This window comes from Phytopseudomonas flavescens (assembly GCF_900100535.1).
Lineage (GTDB): Bacteria > Pseudomonadota > Gammaproteobacteria > Pseudomonadales > Pseudomonadaceae > Aquipseudomonas > Aquipseudomonas flavescens.
This window is the reverse complement of the sequence record NZ_FNDG01000027.1, coordinates 23,033-41,634: the sequence shown is the minus strand read 5'-3', so window position 1 is coordinate 41,634 and position 18,602 is coordinate 23,033. Positions and strand designations below refer to the sequence as shown.

The following is an 18,602-nucleotide window of genomic DNA, read 5'->3' as shown; positions in this document are numbered from 1 at the left end:
ACACTCAGCTACGTAGCGGCAGATGGCGGCTGATCAGCGCGCGCAGGGCCGCTGGCTTGACCGGCTTGGGCAGGAAATCCAGGCCGGCGGCATGCACCTGGGCGATCAATTCGGGACGGCCGTCGGCGCTGATCACCACGCCGGGTACCGGCTCGCCGAGGCGAGTGCGCAACCAGGCCATCAGCTCGGTGCCGGTGTCGCCCTCGTCGAGGTGATAGTCGACGAGGGCCAGGTGCGGACGCACTTCGCCGTCTAGCAAGCGCTCGCATTCGGCGCGGTTGCGCGCCGACCATACCTGGCAGCCCCAGCGCGACAGCAGGCTGTGCATGCCGGTGAGGATGCTTTCCTCGTTGTCGATGCACAGCACCTGGGTGCCGGTCAGCAACTGCCCACTGCCTTCGGGCAGCAGACGCTGCAGAGGTGGTGACTGGTTGCGGGCAATCGGTACGGTGACGCTGAACACGCTGCCCTTGCCCGGCCAGGAACGCACCTCCAGGCTGTGATCGAGCACCCGGCACAGCCCGTCGGCGATGGCCAGTCCGAGGCCCAGGCCTTTTTCGGCGCGGGTCTGGTGGCTGTCCAGACGCTTGAACTCCTCGAAGATGGTCTGGCGCTTGTCTTCGGCGATGCCCGGCCCGCGATCCCACACTTCCAGGCGCAGGTGCCCGCCTTGCCGGCGTACGCCCAGCAGCACGCGGCCCTTGGCATAGCGGAAGGCGTTGGTGAGGAAGTTCTGCAGCACGCGGCGCAGCAGCTTGATGTCGCTGTCGACCCGCAGTTTGCTGCCTTGCCTGTGGAAGTCGACGCCATATTCCGCCGCCAGCACCTTGAATTCGGCGCCCAGGGTGTCGAACAGTGTATCGAGCACGAAGGCGTTGCGATCGGGGGTGATACGGCCATTTTCCAGGCGCGAGATGTCCAGCAGATCGCTGATCAGGTCTTCCGCGGAGCGCAGTGAGCTGTCGAGATGGCGCACCAGCTCCTGAGCTTCCCGGGGCAGCGCTTCTTGCTGGTGGGAGAGGGCCGCGGAGAACAGGCGGGCAGCGTTCAGCGGCTGCATCAAGTCGTGGCTGACCGCGGCGAGAAAGCGGGTTTTCGAGGCGTTGGCCGCTTCGGCGACGCCGGTGGCGGTGGTCAGTGCCTGGTTCAGTTGCGACAGCTCATGGGTGCGCTCGGCAACGCGCTGCTCAAGGCCCTCGTTGGCCGCCTTGAGGGCGCGCTCGGCTTCGCGGAATTCGGTGATGTCGGTGAAACTCATGACGAAACCTCCGCCGGGCATCGGGTTGCCGATCAGTTCGATGACCCGGCCATTGGGAAATACCCGTTCATAGCTGTGCGCGGTGCCCCGGCGCATCCAGTACAGGCGCCTGGCGACGCTTTCCTCGACATCGCCGCTGCCGAGCATGCCGCGTTCGGCATTGAAGCGGATGATCTCGGCAATCGGCCGGCCCACGCAGATCAGCCCCTCCGGGTACTCGAAGATCGCCAGGTAACGCTGGTTCCAGGCCACCAGGCACAGCGACTGATCGACCACGCTGATGCCCTGGCTGATGTTCTCGATGGCGCCTTGCAGCAGGGCGCGGTTGAACTGCAGCACCTCGCTGGCTTCGTCGACGATGCGCACCACATCCTCGACCTGCATGTCGCGGCCTTCGATGGCCGCCTTCACCACCGCACGGGTCGACGACGCGCCGAGCACACCCGCCAGCAGGCGTTCGGTGTGGGCGATCCACTCGCTGTTGGCCGGTTGCGCCGAATTGAAGGCCTTGCCCTGGCGGGCGGCGAAGCGACTGAAGCTATGCCGCGCACGTTCTTCGCCGACGAAGCGGCCGGCGAGCAGCAGCAGGTCGTTGACCTGTACCGCGAGCATGGTGCGGCCGCCCTGTTTGCTGCCGAAATCATGGTTGACGAAGCGCCCGGCCTGCCAGTGTTCGGAAACCCGGGTACGCGAGAAGAACGACACCCAGGCGAACAGCGTCAGATTGCCGGCCAGCGACAGCACCACGCCGCGGGTCAACGCATCCACCTCGACGCCGATCGGCGCGTGAAGCAGGGTATGCAGTCCGGGAAAGATATCCAACGGCCAGCCGAGGCCACGCGCCAGCACCGGCATTACCAGGGTGTAGAACCACAGGGCCGCGCCGGTGATCAAGCCGGCGAACACGCCACGGCGGTTGGCCTGTTTCCACACCAGGGCGCCGAACATGGCCGGTGCCAGTTGGCCGATGGCGGCGAACGAGATCTGCCCGATGGTGGCGAGGCTGGCGTTGCTGCCGAGCAGGCGGTAGCACACGTAGGCCAGCAACAGGATCAGCACGATGCTGACCCGGCGTGCGGTGAGCATCCAGTGGCGAAACGCTTCGAAGGGCCGTTCGGTGTTTTTGCGGTGCAGCAGCCAGGGCAGCAGCATGTCGTTGGAGATCATCGTCGACAGTGCCACCGAGGCGACGATCACCATGCCGGTAGCGGCCGAGGCGCCGCCGATGAACGCCAGCAGGGCCAGGGCCGGGTGGGCTTCGGCGAGCGGCAGGCTGATCACGAACGAGTCCGGGCTGACCCCGGCGGGCAGCAGCATCTGCCCGGCCAGGGCGATGGGGATGACGAACAGCGCGGCGAGCAGCAGGTACAGCGGGAATACCCAGCGCGCCAGGCGCAGGTCGCGGGGTTCGGTGTTCTCCACCACGGTGACGTGGAACTGGCGAGGCAGGCAGATGATGGCGATCATCGCCATGCCGGTCTGCACCAGCATCGCCGGCCAGTTCACCGCCACCGCCCAGTATGCTTCCAGTTCGCTGTTGCGCTGGGCCTGGCCGAGCAGATCGCCGAAGCCGCCATATAGGCCATAGGTGACGAAGGCGCCGACGGCGAAGAAGGCCAGCAGCTTGACCAGCGACTCGAAGGCGATGGCCAGCACCATGCCGCGGTGATGCTCGGTGACGTCGAGGTTGCGGGTACCGAAAACGATGGTGAACAGCGCCAGGATCAGCGACACCACCAGGGCGGTGTCCTGGGCCCGGGTGCCGTCGGCATCGGTCTCCGAGCCGATCAACAGGTTGACGCCCAGCACGATGCCCTTGAGTTGCAGGGCAATGTAGGGCAGCACCCCGACCAGGCAGATCAGGGCGACGACGACGGCCAGCGACTGCGACTTGCCATAGCGGGCGGCGATGAAGTCGGCGATCGAGGTGATGTTTTCCTGCTTGCTGATCAGCACCATCTTCTCGATCACCCAGGGCGCGAACAGCAGGAGCAGCATTGGCCCGAGGTAGATCGGCAGGAACGACCACAACTGCTCGGCAGCCTGGCCGACGGCGCCGAAGAAGGTCCAGCTGGTGCAGTAGACGGCCAGCGACAGGCTGTACACCCAGGCACGCACCCGGGGCGGCAGCGGCGTGCGCCGACGGTCGCCATAGAAGGCGATGGCGAACAGGATGGTCATGTAGAGCAGGGCGACTGCAGCGATAAGCCAACTGGACAGCGACATGCAGACTCCGCGAAAAACTGGGGGGGAACGCTTGCTGAGGATATCCTGGCGCGCCCGCGTACGCCCTTGTGCCCTCTTGGCGAGGCACACAACATAGCGCAGTAGTGTCGCAGTAAAGTGCCGTTACGTCAGGCGCGACCAAGGTCGCACATGCAGGCGCGGTACCGTTGCGGCACCCTTTCGAGGCAGACAGACCCTTTATTCGGTGCGAGACTGATGGGCCTGGCACCGTTGTTCGTGGAGAGAGTCGATGTTCAAGCCGCAGTTGATCACCCTGCAACGTGGTGCCCTGCGCATCGAGCCGTTGCTCGACGGGGATATTCCGGCGCTGGTGACCCTGGCTGAAGCCAACCGCCAGGAGCTGGCCTACATGAGCGGTACCCAGCGCCTGGACTGGTACCGCCAGGCCCTGCACGAGCAGCGCGAGGATCGGGCGCTGCCATTCGTGATCCGCCTTGGCGAGCAGTTGGTCGGCACCACCCGCTTCGCCGATTTCGTACCGACCCTGCCTGCCGTGGAAATCGGCTGGACCTGGCTGGATGCCGGCCAGCACGGTACCGGGCTCAACAGCATGATCAAGTACCTGATGTTGCGCCATGCCTTCGAGAGCTGGCAGATGGTGCGCGTGCAACTGAAGACCGCTGGCAGCAATCTGCGCTCCCAGCGCGCCATCGAAAAGCTTGGGGCCATTCGCGAAGGGCTGCTGCGTAACCATCGCCGCCTGGCCGACGGGCGTCTCGACGATACCGTGATGTACAGCATCACCGATCAGGAGTGGCCGGTAGTCAAGGCGGGTCTGGAGGCACGCTTCGGCGTCTGAGCATGCAACCGGAGGATCGAGAGCAGGCCTGCTTCAGTTCCTGTGCCGATGTGGGCGGCGTGGAGCTGCTGACCGCGCGTTTCGTCGAACATCGCTATGCGCCTCATGTGCATCAGAGCTACGCCATCGCGATGGTCGAGGCGGGCGCCGAGCGCTACCGCTATCGCGGTGAAGAGCACGTGGTGAGCGCCGGGCATGTGGCCCTGCTCAACCCGGACGAAGTGCATACCGGCCGCAAGGCTGCCGACGATGGCTGGCGCTACCGGGTCTTCTACCCCGAACCGCAGCAGTTTCTGGCGCTGCTCGAGGAACTGGAGTTGCCCGCCGCGGTACCGGCCTTGCGTGGCAGTGTGCACCGCGATGAATTGCTGGTGCCGGCGCTGCTCGACCTGCATCGCCAGTTGCAGGATCCGCTGGTCAGCGTTCTGCAGCGTCAGACACGCTGGCGCGAGGTGATGCTGCAACTGTTGCAGCGCCATGCCCAGATACCGGTGACCGCTACCGCAGGCCAAGAGCCCCTGGCGGTAAGCATGGCCAGGGAGCTGCTCGCCTCGCGCCTGGCCGAGCCGCCTTCGCTGGAAGAGCTGGCTGGCGCAGTGAATCTCTCGCCGTTTCACTTCGCCCGGGTGTTCCGCCGCTCGACCGGCCTGCCGCCCCACGCCTGGCTGCAGCAGCGCCGGCTGGAGCAGGCGAGGGCGTTGCTGCGCGGTGGCAATGCCCCCCTGAGCGTGGCGCTGCAACTGGGGTTCTCCGACCAGAGCCACCTTGGGCGGCAGTTCAAGCAGGCCTATGGCGTCGCGCCTGGCGAGTACCGCAACGCCTGTCAACGTGGCTCGGCAGCCTGCGGTTGAACGAAGCGATACCCAGGGTCGCGCGTCCAGGTTTTCGCTTCGCTCATCGCTGCTACGGGACTGTTGATCGCCTCACCTGCGCAAGATCGTTCAAGACCGGCATGCCATCAACCGTCTAGCCTCCGGCAGTCTCGATCGCCTGCAAGCGGGTTCCCACATGCTCAATGGTCCGCCTCCCATGTCCCGTCAACACGAATTCCTCCAGGGCCTGCGCGACATGCTGCCGATGCTGCTCGGTGCCATGCCGTTCGGCATCATCTACGGCAGCCTGGCCGGTGCCGCCGGGCTGAACGCCTGGCAGACCGTCGGCATGTCGGTACTGGTGTTCGCCGGCTCGGCGCAGTTCATCGCCATCAGCCTGCTGGGCGGCGGTGCCAGCCTGGCGGTGCTGTGGCTGACCACCCTGGTGGTGAATCTGCGCCACGCCCTGTACAGCGCCACCCTGCAGCCGTTCGTTCGCCATCTGCCCAAGCGCTGGCGTATGCCGCTGGCCTTCTGGCTGACCGACGAAGCCTTCGCGGTGGTGCAGCAGCGTTATGCACAACGCGACGATTCGCCCGACAAGCACTGGTACTTCCTGGGTGCCGGCCTGGCCATGTATGGCAACTGGGTCGGCTGCACCCTGATCGGCCTGCTGTTTGGCCAGGCCGTACCGAATATCGCCGCCTGGGGCCTGGATTTCGCCATGATCGCCACCTTCATCGGTGTCGTCGTGCCGATGCTGCACAATCGGCCGCAGGTCGCCGCTGCGCTGGTGGCTGCGGTGGTCGCCCTGCTGTGCCACGAACTGCCCTACAAACTCGGCCTGATGGCCGCTGCCTTTGCCGGCATCGTGGTCGGCGTGCTGCTGGAGCGTTGCCAGCGTCCACTGCTGGAGAAGCCTTGCTGATGGAAAACTGGATCCTGATTTCCGGCATGCTGGCGATCACCTTCGCCACCCGCTACAGCCTGTTCGCCTTTCCCGATCTGCGCTTTCCCCAGGCGGTGCGTCAGGCCCTGCATTACGTGCCGACCGCGGTGCTCACGGCCATCGTGGTACCTGCCATGTTGCTGCCCGACGGGCGCAACTGGGCGCTGAGCTGGGACAACGCTTACCTGCTGGCCGGCTTGGCGACCATCATGATCGCTGTGTTGACCCGCCATTTGCTGGCGACCATTGGCGGCGGGCTGGTGATCTTTTTTCTGTTGCGCTGGGCGATGGGGCAGTTGCCGATCTGAACATTTCCCGGCGTCGGGCAGCGGTGGGGCGCAGTACGACTATTCCGTTTTTCGCAATAAAGTAGTGTCGAAAGCGCCTATTCCTCGAATTTGGATTCGGTAGCAAGCTGGTCGTATGGATCGGGACGTCTCCCGGCCCACCGTCCACCAGGAGCCGAACCATGAAAATTCACCACGTCACGCTGTCAGGCCATGCCCACCGCGCCGTTCTGTTCGCTTCGCTGCTTGGCCTCAAGCCCGAACTGGTCGAGGTCGATCTGGCCGGCGGTGCCAACAAACAGCCTGAGTTCCTCGCGCTCAACCCCTTTGGCCAGGTGCCGGTGCTGGAGGACGATGGAGTCGTCATCGCCGATTCGAACGCCATTCTCGTCTACCTCGCCAAGAAAACCGGCCGCACCGACTGGCTGCCGGAAGACGCCGCGGGTGCGGCTGCGGTGCAACGCTGGTTGTCGGTCGCGGCCGGCGAACTGGCCTACGGACCGGCTGCGGCGCGCCTGATCACCGTATTCGGCTACGACTTCAACGCCGATGAAGTGATCGCTCGTGCCCATGTACTGCTCGCCCGCCTGGAGCGCCACCTGACAGGTCGCCAGTGGCTGGCCGCCGATCATCCGACCATCGCCGACGTGGCGCTCTACAGCTATCTCGCCCGGGCGCCGGAAGGCAACGTCGACCTGTCCTCCTACGTGCAGGTGAATGCCTTCCTGGCGCGTATCGAGGCGCTGCCCGGCTTCGTCGCCATCCCGCAGACCCCGGCCGGGCTGAACGCCGACGCTTGAACAGCCCCGATGCCGTTCCAGTCACTGGGAGAGACCCACATGAACGACACCTCGAACCAGCCGCCCGTGTGGCACCAGGGCGAGAAGCTCATCCAGGAAAAACTCGGTGTCGCCGAGCGGATGGACGCGGTCGGCCGGCGCGTGGTGCGTGACTTCATGCCTGATCAGCACCGTGAGTTCTACGCCCAGTTGCCGTTCATCGTGCTGGGCAGCGTGGATGCCAAGGGCGACGCCTGGGCTGGCATTCTCGAAGGCCGGGCAGGCTTCATGGCGTCGCCGACGTCCAGCACCTTGGATATCGCCGCGCGCCCGCATCCCGATGATCCTGTCGGGCGGGGCATGCACGAAGGCGCCTCACTCGGGCTGCTGGGGATCGAACTGCACACTCGCCGGCGCAATCGCATGAACGGCGTGGTGGCCGCTGGGGCACAAGGCTTGCGCGTCGAGGTGGAGCAGAGCTTCGGCAACTGCCCGCGCTACATACAGCAGCGCGATTTCACCTTCGCCCGTGATCCGGCTGTGCCATTTGCGGGGGAGGTCGAGGAGCTGGCTGCGCTGGACGCTGCTGCGCGTGAATTGATCGCCCAGGCCGATGCGTTCTTCGTCGCCTCCTATGCCGATGTTCAGGGACGTCGGCAGGTCGATGTCTCCCACCGTGGTGGCAACACCGGCTTCGTCCGCGTGGACGAGGGGGGCACCCTGACCATCCCTGATTTCAATGGCAATCTGTTCTTCTCCACCCTTGGCAACATCGTGCTCAACGGCAAGGCTGGCCTGCTGTTCGTGGATTTTGCCACGGGCGATGTGCTGCAGATGAGCGGTGAGGCCGAGATCATCTTCGACTCACCGGAGATCGCCGCCTTCCAAGGCGCCGAGCGGCTGTGGACGTTCCGCCCACGGCGTATCGTGCGCCGCCCGGCCGGCCTGGCCCTGCGCTGGGCGCTGCGCAGTGACGGCTGGGCGGATAGCTCGCTGATGACCGGTGACTGGCTGCAGGCCGCGAGCCGGCTGCACGCCGCCCAGTACGCCACTCAATGGCGAGCCATGAAGGTCGCGCGCATCGTCGAGGAAAGTCGGTCGATCCGCTCTCTGCATCTGGAACCGGTCGATGGCGCGGGGCTGCTGCCGCACCTGGCAGGCCAGCACCTGCCGATTCGGCTGCAGCTTGGTGAAGGCGAAAAGCCGCTGATTCGCACCTACACCCTGTCGGTCGCGCCGTCCGCTGGCATCTACCGGATCAGCGTAAAACGTGAGGGGCGGGTGTCGCAGTTCCTTCATGATCGGTTGCATGAAGGCGATCTGATCGACGCCCGCGCCCCGGCCGGTGCCTTCACGCTGGATCCGCAGGAGGAGCGGCCGCTGGTATTGCTGGCCGGTGGTATCGGCATCACGCCGATGCTGGCGATGCTGCACCATGTGGTCTACGAAGGCTGGCGCCGGCAACGGATCAGGCCGGTCACCCTGTTTTACGCCGCCCGCTCGAAAGCCGAGCGCGCCTTCGACCGTGAGCTCGCTGAGCTGGTCGCCGCCGCCCAGGGCGCTGTCAGGCTGGTGCGGGTGCTTGGCGATACTCAGGGCGCTGAGCCGGGGGTCGATTACAACGCGGCAGGGCGCATCGACATGGCGCTGCTGAGCCGCTTTCTGGCCTTCGACGACTACGCCTTCTACCTGTGCGGGCCGCCGGCGTTCACCCAGGGCCTGTACGATGGCCTGCGCGGGTACAGCATCGCTGACCGGCGCATCCATGCCGAAGGCTTCGGGCCGGCGTCTCTGCTGCGTCGCCCCGATCAGCCAACTGCCGCTGCGGTGGTCGTGCCGCCAGCGACCGGGCCGGTGGCGGTGCTGTTCAGCGAGTCGCTGAAGGAAGCGCACTGGACACCGCAATCGGGCACGCTGCTGGAACTGGCCGAGGCCCGTGGCCTGGAGCCTGAATTCAGCTGCCGCGAAGGCTCCTGCGGTACCTGCCGTACCCGATTGCTCAAAGGTGCAGTGAGTTACCTGAAGGAGCCCGCCGCGAAGCTCGACGACAACGAGGTATTGATCTGCTGCGCGGTTCCGGCGCAGCCGCAACATGCCGGTGACGAGCGTATTGAACTGGCGCTCTGAGCGAACCGGCCAGCCCAATGGTCATGCGTGAAGAGCGAACACCCCAACCCACAGCAAGGAGTTCCGCCATGTCCCGTCCACCGCTGCCTCCGTTCGACGAACGATCCGCCATCGAAAAAGTACGTCTGGCCGAAGACGGCTGGAACAGTCGCGACCCGGGCAAGGTATCACTGGCGTATACCCTCGACACTCGCTGGCGCAACCGCGTCGAGTTCGTCACCAATCGTGGCGAGGCCGAAGCCTTTCTGACCCGTAAGTGGAACCGCGAGCTCGACTATCGGCTGATCAAGGAGCTGTGGGCTTTTACCGATAACCGCATCGCCGTGCGCTACGCCTACGAATATCGCGACGACAGCGGACAGTGGTTCCGTGCCTATGGCAACGAGAACTGGGAGTTCGCCGAGGACGGCCTGATGCGCGCACGCCATGCCAGCATCAACGAACAGCCAATCGCCGAAGCCGACCGCAGGTTTCATTGGCCACTGGGGCGCCGCCCGGACGATCACCCGAGCCTCAGCGATTTCGGTTTCTGAGAACCTGGCCACGATCTTTCATGGGCATGTGAAGTTCGAGGCCGATACAGACATGGATAACTTCGAGGCGGGAGCAGCCGTTCGTAGGGGGGGACCGGGGCGCGTAGCCGACGCTTTACCTGCGCGGCCCGACCCGTCCACCGTTCTGCAATCGCAATGGTGGATGAAAAGAGCGTCATCCACCCTACGGCTACCTGTGGGAACGGGCCATGCCCGTGATTTCGCGCGCATGGCGCGCTCCCACGACGCCCACCTGTATACGGCATACTCCACCGCTGCGCTGATTGCGTAGTCAACGCTGAAACGAGAGGAATGGCAGGCAGATGGATCGTTGGCAGGCGATGCGGGTATTTGTGAAGGTCGCGGAAACCGGCAGCTTCGCCAGTACCGCGCGACAGATGCACATGAGTGCACCGGCGGTAACGCGCATCGTCGCGGGCCTCGAGGATCTGATCGGCGCCCGGCTGCTGGTGCGCACCACCCGCTCGGTGAAGACCACCGATGCGGGCAGCCGTTATCTGCAGGACTGTCGGCGCATTCTCGGCGATATCGCCGAAGCGGAACTGGCCGCCGCCGGCCATTACGCCGAGCCATCCGGCAGCCTGGCCGTCACCGCAGCGTCGATGTTCGGCCACCTGCACGTGCTGCCGCTGGTGCTGGATTACCTGGATGCCTACCCGGGTATGCACGCGCGCACCTTCTTCGTCGATCGCCCGGTGAACATCGTCGACGAGGGGATCGATGTGGCGGTGCGTATCGGCCATCTGGCAGATTCCGGCTTCACCGCCATTCAGGTCGGATCGGTGCGGCGGGTGATCTGTGCAGCACCGTCCTATCTGCAGAAATATGGCGTGCCATCCACTCCCGCCGATCTCAAACATCACCGTATCGTCGTGTCGCAAAGTGCCTGGGCCTCGCCGGAATGGCGTTTTGCCGAGGGGCAGCGGGTGGTTGTCGACCCGGTTCTGCACTGCAACACCAACGAGTCGGCGATCGCCACCGCAAGCGCCGGTTGGGGGGTGACCCGAGTATTGAGTTATCAGGTTGGCCCGGCCCTGCAGGAAGGCGCGCTGCAGATCGTGCTCGACGCCTTCGAGGAGCCGACGCTGCCGATTCACGTGCTGTATCCCGAAGGGCGTCAAGCGCCTGCCAAAGTGCGTGCTTTCGTCGACCTGGCCGTGGCGCGGCTGCGCGGTAATCCCCTGTTCAATTGAAGGCTCCACAACGTGGAGGTGGCGTTTCACGGAAACAAAAGTGCCCGGGGCTGTGGCTTTGCTCGGGCAGTTGCAGTCCAATGCTCAGCGAATCACCAATAGGGAAGGTATCGATGAGCCAGCAATCTCAATTCGCCCTGCTCAAGAGCAGGCGCTTCCTGCCGTTCTTCATCACCCAGTTGCTCGGCGCATTCAACGACAACATCTTCAAGCAGTCGCTGATGCTGGCGATTCTCTTCAAGCTCAGCCTCGACACGGACAGGGACCTGATGGTGAACGTGGCGGCGATGCTGTTCATCCTGCCGTTTTTCCTGTTCTCCGCACTCGGTGGGCAGTTCGGCGAGAAGTTCGCCAAGGACTGGCTGATTCGCCGGCTCAAGTTCTTCGAGATATTCATCATGCTGATCGGGGCGGCCGGCGTGCTGCTCGGTAACCTCACGCTGATGCTCGCGGTGCTGTTCGCCATGGGCCTGCAGTCGGCGCTGTTCGGCCCGGTCAAGTATTCGATCCTGCCCCAGGCGTTGAAGCCCGAGGAACTGGTCGGTGGCAACGCGCTGGTGGAAATGGGTACCTTTCTGGCGATTCTGGCTGGCACCATCGGCGCCGGCATCATGCTCACCAGTGCCCATTACGGCGTGATCGTCGCCGTCTCGGTGGTGCTGGTAGCAGTGATCGGCTACCTGACCAGCCGCGCCATTCCGCGTGCAGACGCCGCGTTGCCGAATCTTGCCCTGGACTGGAACATCCTGCGCCAGACCTGGCTGACCCTGCGCATGGGCCTGACCCAGCCCAAGGCGGTATCCCGCTCGCTGGTCGGCAACTCCTGGTTCTGGTTTCTCGGCGCGGTGTACCTGACGCAGATTCCGGCCTATTCGAAGGAGTGGCTGCATGGTGACGAGAGCGTGGTCACGCTGATCCTTACCGTGTTTTCGGTGGGCATCGCCCTGGGGTCGATGCTCTGTGAACGGATGAGCGGGCACAAGGTGGAGATCGGCCTGGTGCCGTTCGGCTCCATCGGCCTGTCGGTGTTCGGCATCCTGCTGTGGTGGGGTTCGGGTGGCGTGCCCGAGGCGGCACAGCCGCACGACTGGCTGGCGCTGCTCGGCTATGGCCATGCCTGGTGGGTGCTGGGCTCGATTCTCGGCATCGGGGTGTTCGGCGGTTTCTACATCGTGCCGCTGTACGCCCTGATCCAGTCGCGTACCGCCGAGAACGAGCGGGCCCGGGTGATTGCCGCCAACAACATTCTCAATGCGTTGTTCATGGTGGTATCGGCGCTGGTGTCGATCCTCTTTCTCAGCGTCGCCGGCCTGTCGATCCCGCAGTTGTTCCTGGTCATTTCGCTGATGAACGTGGCGGTCAACAGCTACATCTTCAAGATCGTCCCCGAATTCACCATGCGCTTCCTCATCTGGCTGCTCGGCCATTCGATGTACCGGGTGTCGCACAAGGGGCTGGATGCCATCCCGGACGAGGGGCCGGCGGTGCTGGTGTGCAACCACGTGTCGTTCGTCGACGCCCTGCTGATCGGCGGCGCGATACGTCGGCCGATACGTTTCGTCATGTACTACAAGATCTACAACCTGCCAGTGCTCAACTTCATCTTCCGCACGGCGGGTACCGTGCCGATCGCCGGGCGCAGCGAGGACCTGCTGGTCTTCGATGCGGCGTTCAAACGCATTGGCGAGTACCTGCGTGACGGCGAGGTGGTATGCATCTTCCCCGAAGGCAAGCTGACCGCCGACGGCGAGATCGACGCGTTCAAGGCGGGTGTCGAGCGCATTCTGCAGGACAACCCGGTGCCGGTGATTCCCATGGCGCTGGGCGGGTTGTGGGGCAGCTTCTTCAGTCGTGATCCGCGCAAGCGCCTGTTCCGCCGCTTCTGGTCGCGGGTCGATCTGGTCGCCGGTACGCCAATCGAGGCAACAGCGGCCACACGCCAGGTGCTGCAGGCAGAGGTTGCCGCGTTGCGTGGCGACAGGCGCTGAGCTGCGATTTCTTTGCGCACTGAACGAAAGAGCCCGTCAATCGGCGGGCTCTTTCATTTCAGCCGTGGCTCATCTTCAGCCCGACCAGGCCGCAAATGATCAGCGCCACGCTGGCCAGGCGAATCAGCGCCATGGACTCGCCAAACAGGATGATGCCGGCGATCACCGTGCCGACAGCACCGACGCCGGTCCAAATGGCGTAGGCGGTGCCCAGGGGCAGCTCCTTCATGGCCAGGCCGAGCAGGCCCAGGCTGACGACCATCGCCGCAACGGTGAGCAAGGTGGGCAGGGGGCGAGTAAAGCCGTCTGTGTATTTCAGGCCGACGGCCCAGCCGACTTCGAACAGGCCGGCGAACAACAGAATGATCCAGGACATGCGGGACTCCACTGTGGGTGGGGTCGTCCCCGATAATCAGGCACTGAAGTCCAGGGTCGTCCCTGGCGTGCCCCACTATTGTGCATGAAGTGCCTGGTCGGGCAAGGCGCAGAGAGGGGCCGATCAGTTCCCCACGCGCCGCGTGGGGAATGCCTCTAGGGACACTGTGCGTCCGATGTTCGGGCTGGGCATTCCAGTTTGGTGGGCTGAAGCGGATCGCCGCCCGGCCCATCCTACAGGGTGCCGGTCACTTGTCCCGGTCGTCCTTCATGCGGCGCAGGAAGGTCGCCAGCAGTGCACCGGAGAGGTTGTGCCACACGCTGAACAATGCGCTGGGAACCGCCGCCAACGGCGAGAAGTGGGCGCTTGCCAGGGCGGCGCCAAGCCCGGAGTTCTGCATGCCGACTTCGATGGACAGCGTCTTGCGCTGCGCCAGCGGCATGCCGGTCAGTACGCCAGCCAGGTAGCCGAGGCCCAGACCCAGGCTGTTGTGCAGGACCACGACGGCCATGATCAGCAGGCCGGATTCGGCGATTTTCGCCTGGCTGGCGGCGACCACGGCAGCGACGATGGCGACGATGGACAGCACCGAAACCAGTGGCAGAATGTCCACCGCCACCTTGACCCGCTCCCCCAGCACCCGCTGTACCACCAGGCCGATGATGATCGGCAGCAGTACCACCTGCAGGATCGACACGAACATCGCCCAGAAAGACACCGGCAGCCATTGCGAAGCCAGCAGCCAGATCAGCGCCGGTGTCACCACGGGTGCCATCAGCGTGGTCACCGAGGTGATCGATACCGACAGGGCGACGTCACCACGGGCGAACCAGGTGATCACGTTGGACGCCGTACCACCAGGGCAGCAGCCGACCAGAATCACGCCCACGGCGATTTCCGCAGGCAAGGCGAACAGTTTGCACAGCAGCCAGGCCAGGCCCGGCATGATGATGAACTGTGCCAGTACGCCGACCAGCACGCGCCCCGGGCGTCGGGCCACTTCACGAAAGTCTTCGGCCTTGAGGGTCAGGCCCATGCCGAACATGATCAGCCCGAGCAGCGGCACGATCCACGAGGTCAGCGGCAGAAACGCACTGGGGATCAGGAAGGCCAGAACGGCGAAGAGCAGAACCCAAATGGCGAAGGTGTTGCCGACGAAGCGGCTCAGGGCGATCAGCGCAGACATGGCGGGGATTCCGTAATGACGTGTAGCGGGCTCCGCGGCCGCAAGAGCGTGCGGAGCTGGTTATTGTTGGATGCTGCCGCCGGTGTCAGCGGTGACAGCAGCGCAGTGACGCGATGCGCTTTTGACGTGCGCCATGTGAGCGTAGCGCGGTGGACGGACTAGGCGCCGTCCACCTGACTGATTGGCGCTGTCTCAGAGGCCTTGCGGGGTGTCTTCGCCGCCCAGGGCTTCGAACAGCGACGGCAGGAACTCGATCAGGGTCAGCATCATCAGCGTGAAGCTGGCGTCCTGCTGGCTCAGGTCATCGTCGCCGCCATCCTGCTCGGCCTGTTCCTGCAGCAGGTCTTCGAACTTCAGACGCTTGACCACCAGCTTGTCGTCGAGCACGAAGGACAGCTTGTCCTGCCAGGCCAGCGACAGTTGCGTGACCTGCTTGCCCGAGCTCATGTGCAGCTGGACTTCTTCGCCGGTCAGATCCTGACGCTTGCAGCGCACGATGCCGCCGTCTTCGTGGCTGTCGCGCAGCTCGCACTCGTCCAGCACGTGGAAGTCGGCGGCTGCCTGCTGGGCCTTGACCCAGTCGGTCATGGTCGCGCTCGGGGCGATCTTCACGGTCAGCGGGCGAACCGGCAACGAACCGATGGCTTCACGCAGGGTGGAGAGCAGGTCTTCGGCGCGCTTGGGGCTGGAGGCGTTGACGATGATCAGGCCCTGGGCAGGCGCGATGGCGGCGAAGGTGGCCGACTTGCGGATGAAGGCGCGCGGCAGGAAGGCCTGGACGATTTCGTCCTTGATCTGCTCGCGCTCCTTTTTGTAGACCTTGCGCATCTGCTCGTTTTCGATCTCGTCGACCTTTTCCTTCACGGCGTCCTTGACCACGCTACCCGGCAGAATGCGCTCTTCCTTGCGTGCGGAAATCAGCAGGAAGCCCTGGCTCTCGTGCACCAGCGGCGCATCGGCGCCCTTGCCGAATGGCGCGACGAAACCATAGGTCGCCAGCTCCTGGCTGGCGCAGGGGCGGGCAGGCTTGGCGGACAGGGCTTTTTCAAGTGCTTCTGTTTCGAAGGGAACGTCTTGGGTGAGGCGGTAGACCAGCAGGTTGCGAAACCACATGAGCGGTGTGTCTCCAGTTTGCGGGCGCGCTTGGCGCGCAAAAAATCATGAATCCGGGCGCAAGGCTTCTGCATCGGTGCAGAGCGTGGGCAGTCTGGCGGCAGATGTTCAATGCGCCGCGCGACGATCAGACCAGCGCGAGGGCGCATTATTCCTTCCAGCGGTGGATTAGGCCAACCCTGTATCGAGACAGCCTCAGGTTTGTGCGCTGAAACCGTGATGATTCCTAAGCCTTTGGAACGCCAATAAATTTTTTTCACAAAGGGGGTTGCCAAGGTGCGGGTCGCTCTCTAGAATGCGCCCCACTTCGAGAGTGAAGGGTGATTAGCTCAGCCGGGAGAGCATCTGCCTTACAAGCAGAGGGTCGGCGGTTCGATCCCGTCATCACCCACCAATCGAGGTATGCGCAGCGGTAGTTCAGTCGGTTAGAATACCGGCCTGTCACGCCGGGGGTCGCGGGTTCGAGTCCCGTCCGCTGCGCCATACATCGCTTCCAGGGCCCACTGAACACCCGGAAGCAACGCGAAAAGCGCCCTAGGGCGCTTTTTTCGTTTCTGCATGCTGTGTCGAAGCATTCCTGCTCCTGCGGCGCCAGGCTTTCACTTGGGCCGCAAGAATCCGCAGCGGTCAGATCGCGCCAGGGCGGAAGGGTGGCTCTTCGTCCAGGTGGTCGACAGCATCGGCCAGGTGTGCAGCCTCGTAGGTGCCGACCTCGACCTGCCGTTTGCGGCCGGTACCGATTACGCCGATCACCGCGCCGAGCGCCAGGCCTGCGGCGGCAAACGCCCACGGGCGACGATGCAGCGCCAGGTTCAGTTTGTCGGCACCCTGTTTGATTTGACTCTTCACCGATTCGGCACCGTCCGCCAGGTCATGGAGTTTCTGCCTGGCCGTCTGGCTACCCTGATGCAGGGACTGCCTGGCTTCACGGATGGCGTCGGCGAGGGACTCATGGTCGGCGTCCTCGGTGAAATCGGCGGCTGGCTGCGCACGGCCGCGGGCCTGTTCCACCGCCAGCCAGGCCAGGCCGATGGCGGTCATCGCCACGGGCACCGGGTTGGACTTGAGGGTCTGTCCCAAGCGCTCGGCCATTTCCAGGCCGCCGCTTTCACGCCCGTAGGCGAGTGCCTGGTCGATCAGACGCTGGGGTGTCAGGCGCGCTTCCACATCGTCGATCAGTGCGTCGATGCGGCTGCGCTGTTGATCGATCTCCTGTTCGAGCACGTCTGGAGACTTGAGCGATTCGGCGGCGATGGTGCTGTGGGTACTCATGACATTTGCCTCTGCACGGCTTCCTTGTCCTTCTGTAAGGAGTCCAGGGTGCGTTCGGGGGTGAGTTGGGAAGGCGTGAATTTCTGTTGGCCGATCTTCAGCATGACCAGGCCGATGATGATCACCACCACGCCAACGATCAGCGCGGCCAGCCAGGGTGCGACCACGGTGCTCAGGCCGTATACGGCGGAGAGCAGCAGCATCAGCACGCCGCACAGCAGCACGATGGCGCCGCCAGCCACCGCGGCGATGCCGGTCTTGGTGGCTTGCAGGGATGCATTGAGTTCGACCTTGGCCAGCGCCAGCTCCTTGGTGAAGAGTGTCTGTACTTCACGGGTCAGCAGGCGCAGCAGGCCAAGCAGGGAAGGCTCTACCGGAGGTTGCCGCGGATCTTCGGTCATTGCAGGGCTCCTTTTTGCACATGACGTTGCAGCCGGCGCTCGCGTTTGTCGAGCACACGGGCGATGACCAAGCCGGCAACCAGGCCGCCCGCAGCCAGCCAGAATGGGTGGCTGCGGGCGAAGCGGTCGACACTGTGTACGGCATGCCCGCTGGCGTTGTTCAGGGTATCGCGCATGGCGGCGAGCTGGCGGGCTGCCTGGCGCAGGCGATCGGGCGAGGGCACCGCGTCGGGGTTTTCAAGATCGGCGATGGTCGAGCGGGCGATCTGCGCCAGGGCCTCGAGTTCGTCGGTGTGCGCCTGATCGGCCTGGATGCGCGCGCGCAGTTGCTCCTGGGCGTCTTGCTGCCAGTGTCCGGAAATGATCTTGCCGGGGCGCTTGTGAGGCCGTTCTTTGCTGTCGTTATCCATGTGGCTACACCTGTTCCTGCTTGAAAGGGCTGTGCGTCGCGGTCATCGGCCTGGCTCGCGGCTGGCCAGCGGGGGGACGATATCCAGCGGCGCTGCTGTAGCTGGCGTTGCGGGCACTGGAGGCACTGGCTCCACCGCGCTGGCGCGTGTCCGATCCGCCAGCTCCTCGGCCATCAACACCAGTTCCTGCAAGCGTTGAACTCGGGCGCGCAGGTAACGGATTTCCTCCAGTGGATTGTCCGCCGCGCTTTTCACGCTGCAATGCCCGCTGAAGCCGCGCAGCAACAGCAGGCCGCCGGCACTCAATTGGCGGTTACCTTGCCTGCCCTGTTTACCGGCCCCCAATACGGCCAGCAGCAGGCCACCGCCAATCGACAACAAGCGTTCCCAGCCCCTTACATTCTGGCGTGCCGGGACCTCTCGAGGGGGTTGCGATTGCGGTTCGAAGGCGACCATGGGTTCACTCCTGCCTGGTTGATGATGGAAGCTGGATCGGCGCGCTCAAACCGGGTCGGGTTGAGGCTTGTCCGGCAATACATCGTTGTCCGGTTCCTGGGGATGGCCGAGGGGAGGCTGCTCGCCGGGCGCGTCCAGCGTGCCGGGTGCCTGGGTAGGATCCTCTGGTAATCGCTGGCTCACGTCGCGTCCCTCCAATCCGTGTTCTGGCGGGCTTAGCGAAACTGCCCGTACCAGTGTTGTTTGACCCGTCAGAGGGTTTGAGGCTCGCATGCGCAGCATGTTCGATCTTTTTGCCGAGCGACAGCAGCGGGCCACGTCCCTCTGGCGCAGACGCCGACGAATGCCGTGGCTTGGGCAGAAACCTTAAACCTCTGGGGATCGGTGCCGGTCAA

General features: G+C 64.5%; 18 protein-coding genes and 2 tRNA genes. 11 read left to right on the top strand and 9 right to left on the bottom strand.

Annotation, left to right across the window (positions count from 1 at the left end):
* Positions 1–4: 4 nt before the first annotated feature.
* Positions 5–3,484 carry a hybrid sensor histidine kinase/response regulator gene (locus BLR94_RS24625; protein ID WP_084305861.1) on the bottom strand — a complete coding sequence of 1,160 codons (3,480 nt, stop codon included), beginning with the start codon at positions 3,482–3,484 and terminating at the stop codon, positions 5–7.
* A 250-nt stretch (positions 3,485–3,734) separates the two neighbouring features.
* Between BLR94_RS24625 and BLR94_RS24620 the strand changes: the two genes are divergently transcribed.
* From BLR94_RS24620 to BLR94_RS24580, 9 genes are all read left to right on the top strand, one after another.
* A complete protein-coding gene (locus BLR94_RS24620) occupies positions 3,735–4,304 on the top strand; it encodes a GNAT family N-acetyltransferase (protein WP_084305863.1) in 570 nt (189 codons plus the stop codon).
* Between the two features lie 2 nt (positions 4,305–4,306).
* Positions 4,307–5,155 carry a helix-turn-helix transcriptional regulator gene (locus tag BLR94_RS24615; protein WP_084305865.1) on the top strand — a complete coding sequence of 283 codons (849 nt, stop codon included), beginning with the start codon at positions 4,307–4,309 and terminating at the stop codon, positions 5,153–5,155.
* Positions 5,156–5,333: 178 nt separating this feature from the next.
* On the top strand, positions 5,334–6,044 hold the full coding sequence (locus BLR94_RS24610) for an AzlC family ABC transporter permease (RefSeq protein ID WP_084305867.1): 711 nt from the start codon (positions 5,334–5,336) through the stop codon (positions 6,042–6,044).
* On the top strand, positions 6,044–6,373 hold the full coding sequence (locus BLR94_RS24605) for an AzlD domain-containing protein (RefSeq protein ID WP_084305869.1): 330 nt from the start codon (positions 6,044–6,046) through the stop codon (positions 6,371–6,373). The genes BLR94_RS24610 and BLR94_RS24605 overlap by 1 nt, the downstream gene beginning before the upstream one ends.
* Before the next feature lie 161 nt (positions 6,374–6,534).
* Positions 6,535–7,152: a glutathione S-transferase family protein gene (locus BLR94_RS24600; protein WP_084305871.1), complete on the top strand. Its 618-nt coding sequence runs from the start codon at positions 6,535–6,537 to the stop codon at positions 7,150–7,152.
* A 39-nt stretch (positions 7,153–7,191) separates the two neighbouring features.
* Positions 7,192–9,258, top strand: coding sequence for a 2Fe-2S iron-sulfur cluster-binding protein (locus BLR94_RS24595; RefSeq protein WP_084305873.1), 2,067 nt, complete (start codon positions 7,192–7,194; stop codon positions 9,256–9,258).
* Between the two features lie 68 nt (positions 9,259–9,326).
* On the top strand, positions 9,327–9,791 hold the full coding sequence (locus BLR94_RS24590; protein ID WP_084305875.1) for a nuclear transport factor 2 family protein: 465 nt from the start codon (positions 9,327–9,329) through the stop codon (positions 9,789–9,791).
* Between the two features lie 323 nt (positions 9,792–10,114).
* Positions 10,115–11,005 carry a LysR family transcriptional regulator gene (locus BLR94_RS24585; RefSeq protein WP_084305877.1) on the top strand — a complete coding sequence of 297 codons (891 nt, stop codon included), beginning with the start codon at positions 10,115–10,117 and terminating at the stop codon, positions 11,003–11,005.
* A gap of 113 nt (positions 11,006–11,118) precedes the next feature.
* Complete coding sequence (locus tag BLR94_RS24580; RefSeq protein ID WP_084305879.1) at positions 11,119–12,993, top strand: MFS transporter; 1,875 nt, start codon at positions 11,119–11,121, stop codon at positions 12,991–12,993.
* 58 nt (positions 12,994–13,051) lie between these two features.
* On the opposite strand, the gene sugE is transcribed toward BLR94_RS24580, so the two are convergent.
* The 3 genes from sugE to rdgC all read right to left on the bottom strand — a co-directional run bounded on the left by sugE (position 13,052) and on the right by rdgC (position 15,668).
* Positions 13,052–13,369, bottom strand: a complete 318-nt coding sequence (sugE, locus tag BLR94_RS24575) for a quaternary ammonium compound efflux SMR transporter SugE (protein ID WP_084305881.1) — start codon at positions 13,367–13,369, stop codon at positions 13,052–13,054.
* 247 nt (positions 13,370–13,616) lie between these two features.
* Positions 13,617–14,555: a bile acid:sodium symporter family protein gene (locus BLR94_RS24570; RefSeq protein WP_084305883.1), complete on the bottom strand. Its 939-nt coding sequence runs from the start codon at positions 14,553–14,555 to the stop codon at positions 13,617–13,619.
* A 192-nt stretch (positions 14,556–14,747) separates the two neighbouring features.
* Complete coding sequence (rdgC, locus tag BLR94_RS24565; RefSeq protein WP_084305884.1) at positions 14,748–15,668, bottom strand: recombination-associated protein RdgC; 921 nt, start codon at positions 15,666–15,668, stop codon at positions 14,748–14,750.
* 318 nt (positions 15,669–15,986) lie between these two features.
* Here rdgC and BLR94_RS24560 point away from each other — a divergent pair.
* Together BLR94_RS24560 and BLR94_RS24555 are read left to right on the top strand one after the other, a co-directional pair.
* Positions 15,987–16,062, top strand: a tRNA-Val gene (locus BLR94_RS24560).
* Between the two features lie 12 nt (positions 16,063–16,074).
* A tRNA-Asp gene (locus tag BLR94_RS24555) sits at positions 16,075–16,151 on the top strand.
* Between the two features lie 144 nt (positions 16,152–16,295).
* Here BLR94_RS24555 and BLR94_RS24550 read toward each other — a convergent pair.
* The 5 genes from BLR94_RS24550 to BLR94_RS27630 are packed head-to-tail and all read right to left on the bottom strand — an operon-like array spanning position 16,296 to position 18,390.
* Positions 16,296–16,940 (bottom strand): DUF3618 domain-containing protein, encoded by a 645-nt coding sequence (locus tag BLR94_RS24550; protein WP_084305886.1) that lies wholly within the window; start codon positions 16,938–16,940, stop codon positions 16,296–16,298.
* Positions 16,937–17,341 carry a phage holin family protein gene (locus BLR94_RS24545; RefSeq protein WP_084305888.1) on the bottom strand — a complete coding sequence of 135 codons (405 nt, stop codon included), beginning with the start codon at positions 17,339–17,341 and terminating at the stop codon, positions 16,937–16,939. The genes BLR94_RS24550 and BLR94_RS24545 overlap by 4 nt, the downstream gene beginning before the upstream one ends.
* On the bottom strand, positions 17,338–17,751 hold the full coding sequence (locus BLR94_RS24540) for a hypothetical protein (protein ID WP_084305890.1): 414 nt from the start codon (positions 17,749–17,751) through the stop codon (positions 17,338–17,340). Before BLR94_RS24540 ends, BLR94_RS24545 begins: the two co-directional genes overlap by 4 nt.
* A gap of 42 nt (positions 17,752–17,793) precedes the next feature.
* Entirely contained in the window at positions 17,794–18,207 is a 414-nt protein-coding gene (locus BLR94_RS24535) for a YgaP-like transmembrane domain (protein WP_084305892.1), read from the bottom strand.
* 45 nt (positions 18,208–18,252) lie between these two features.
* Positions 18,253–18,390 carry a hypothetical protein gene (locus tag BLR94_RS27630; RefSeq protein WP_167359805.1) on the bottom strand — a complete coding sequence of 46 codons (138 nt, stop codon included), beginning with the start codon at positions 18,388–18,390 and terminating at the stop codon, positions 18,253–18,255.
* Between the last annotated feature and the right edge of the window lie 212 nt (positions 18,391–18,602).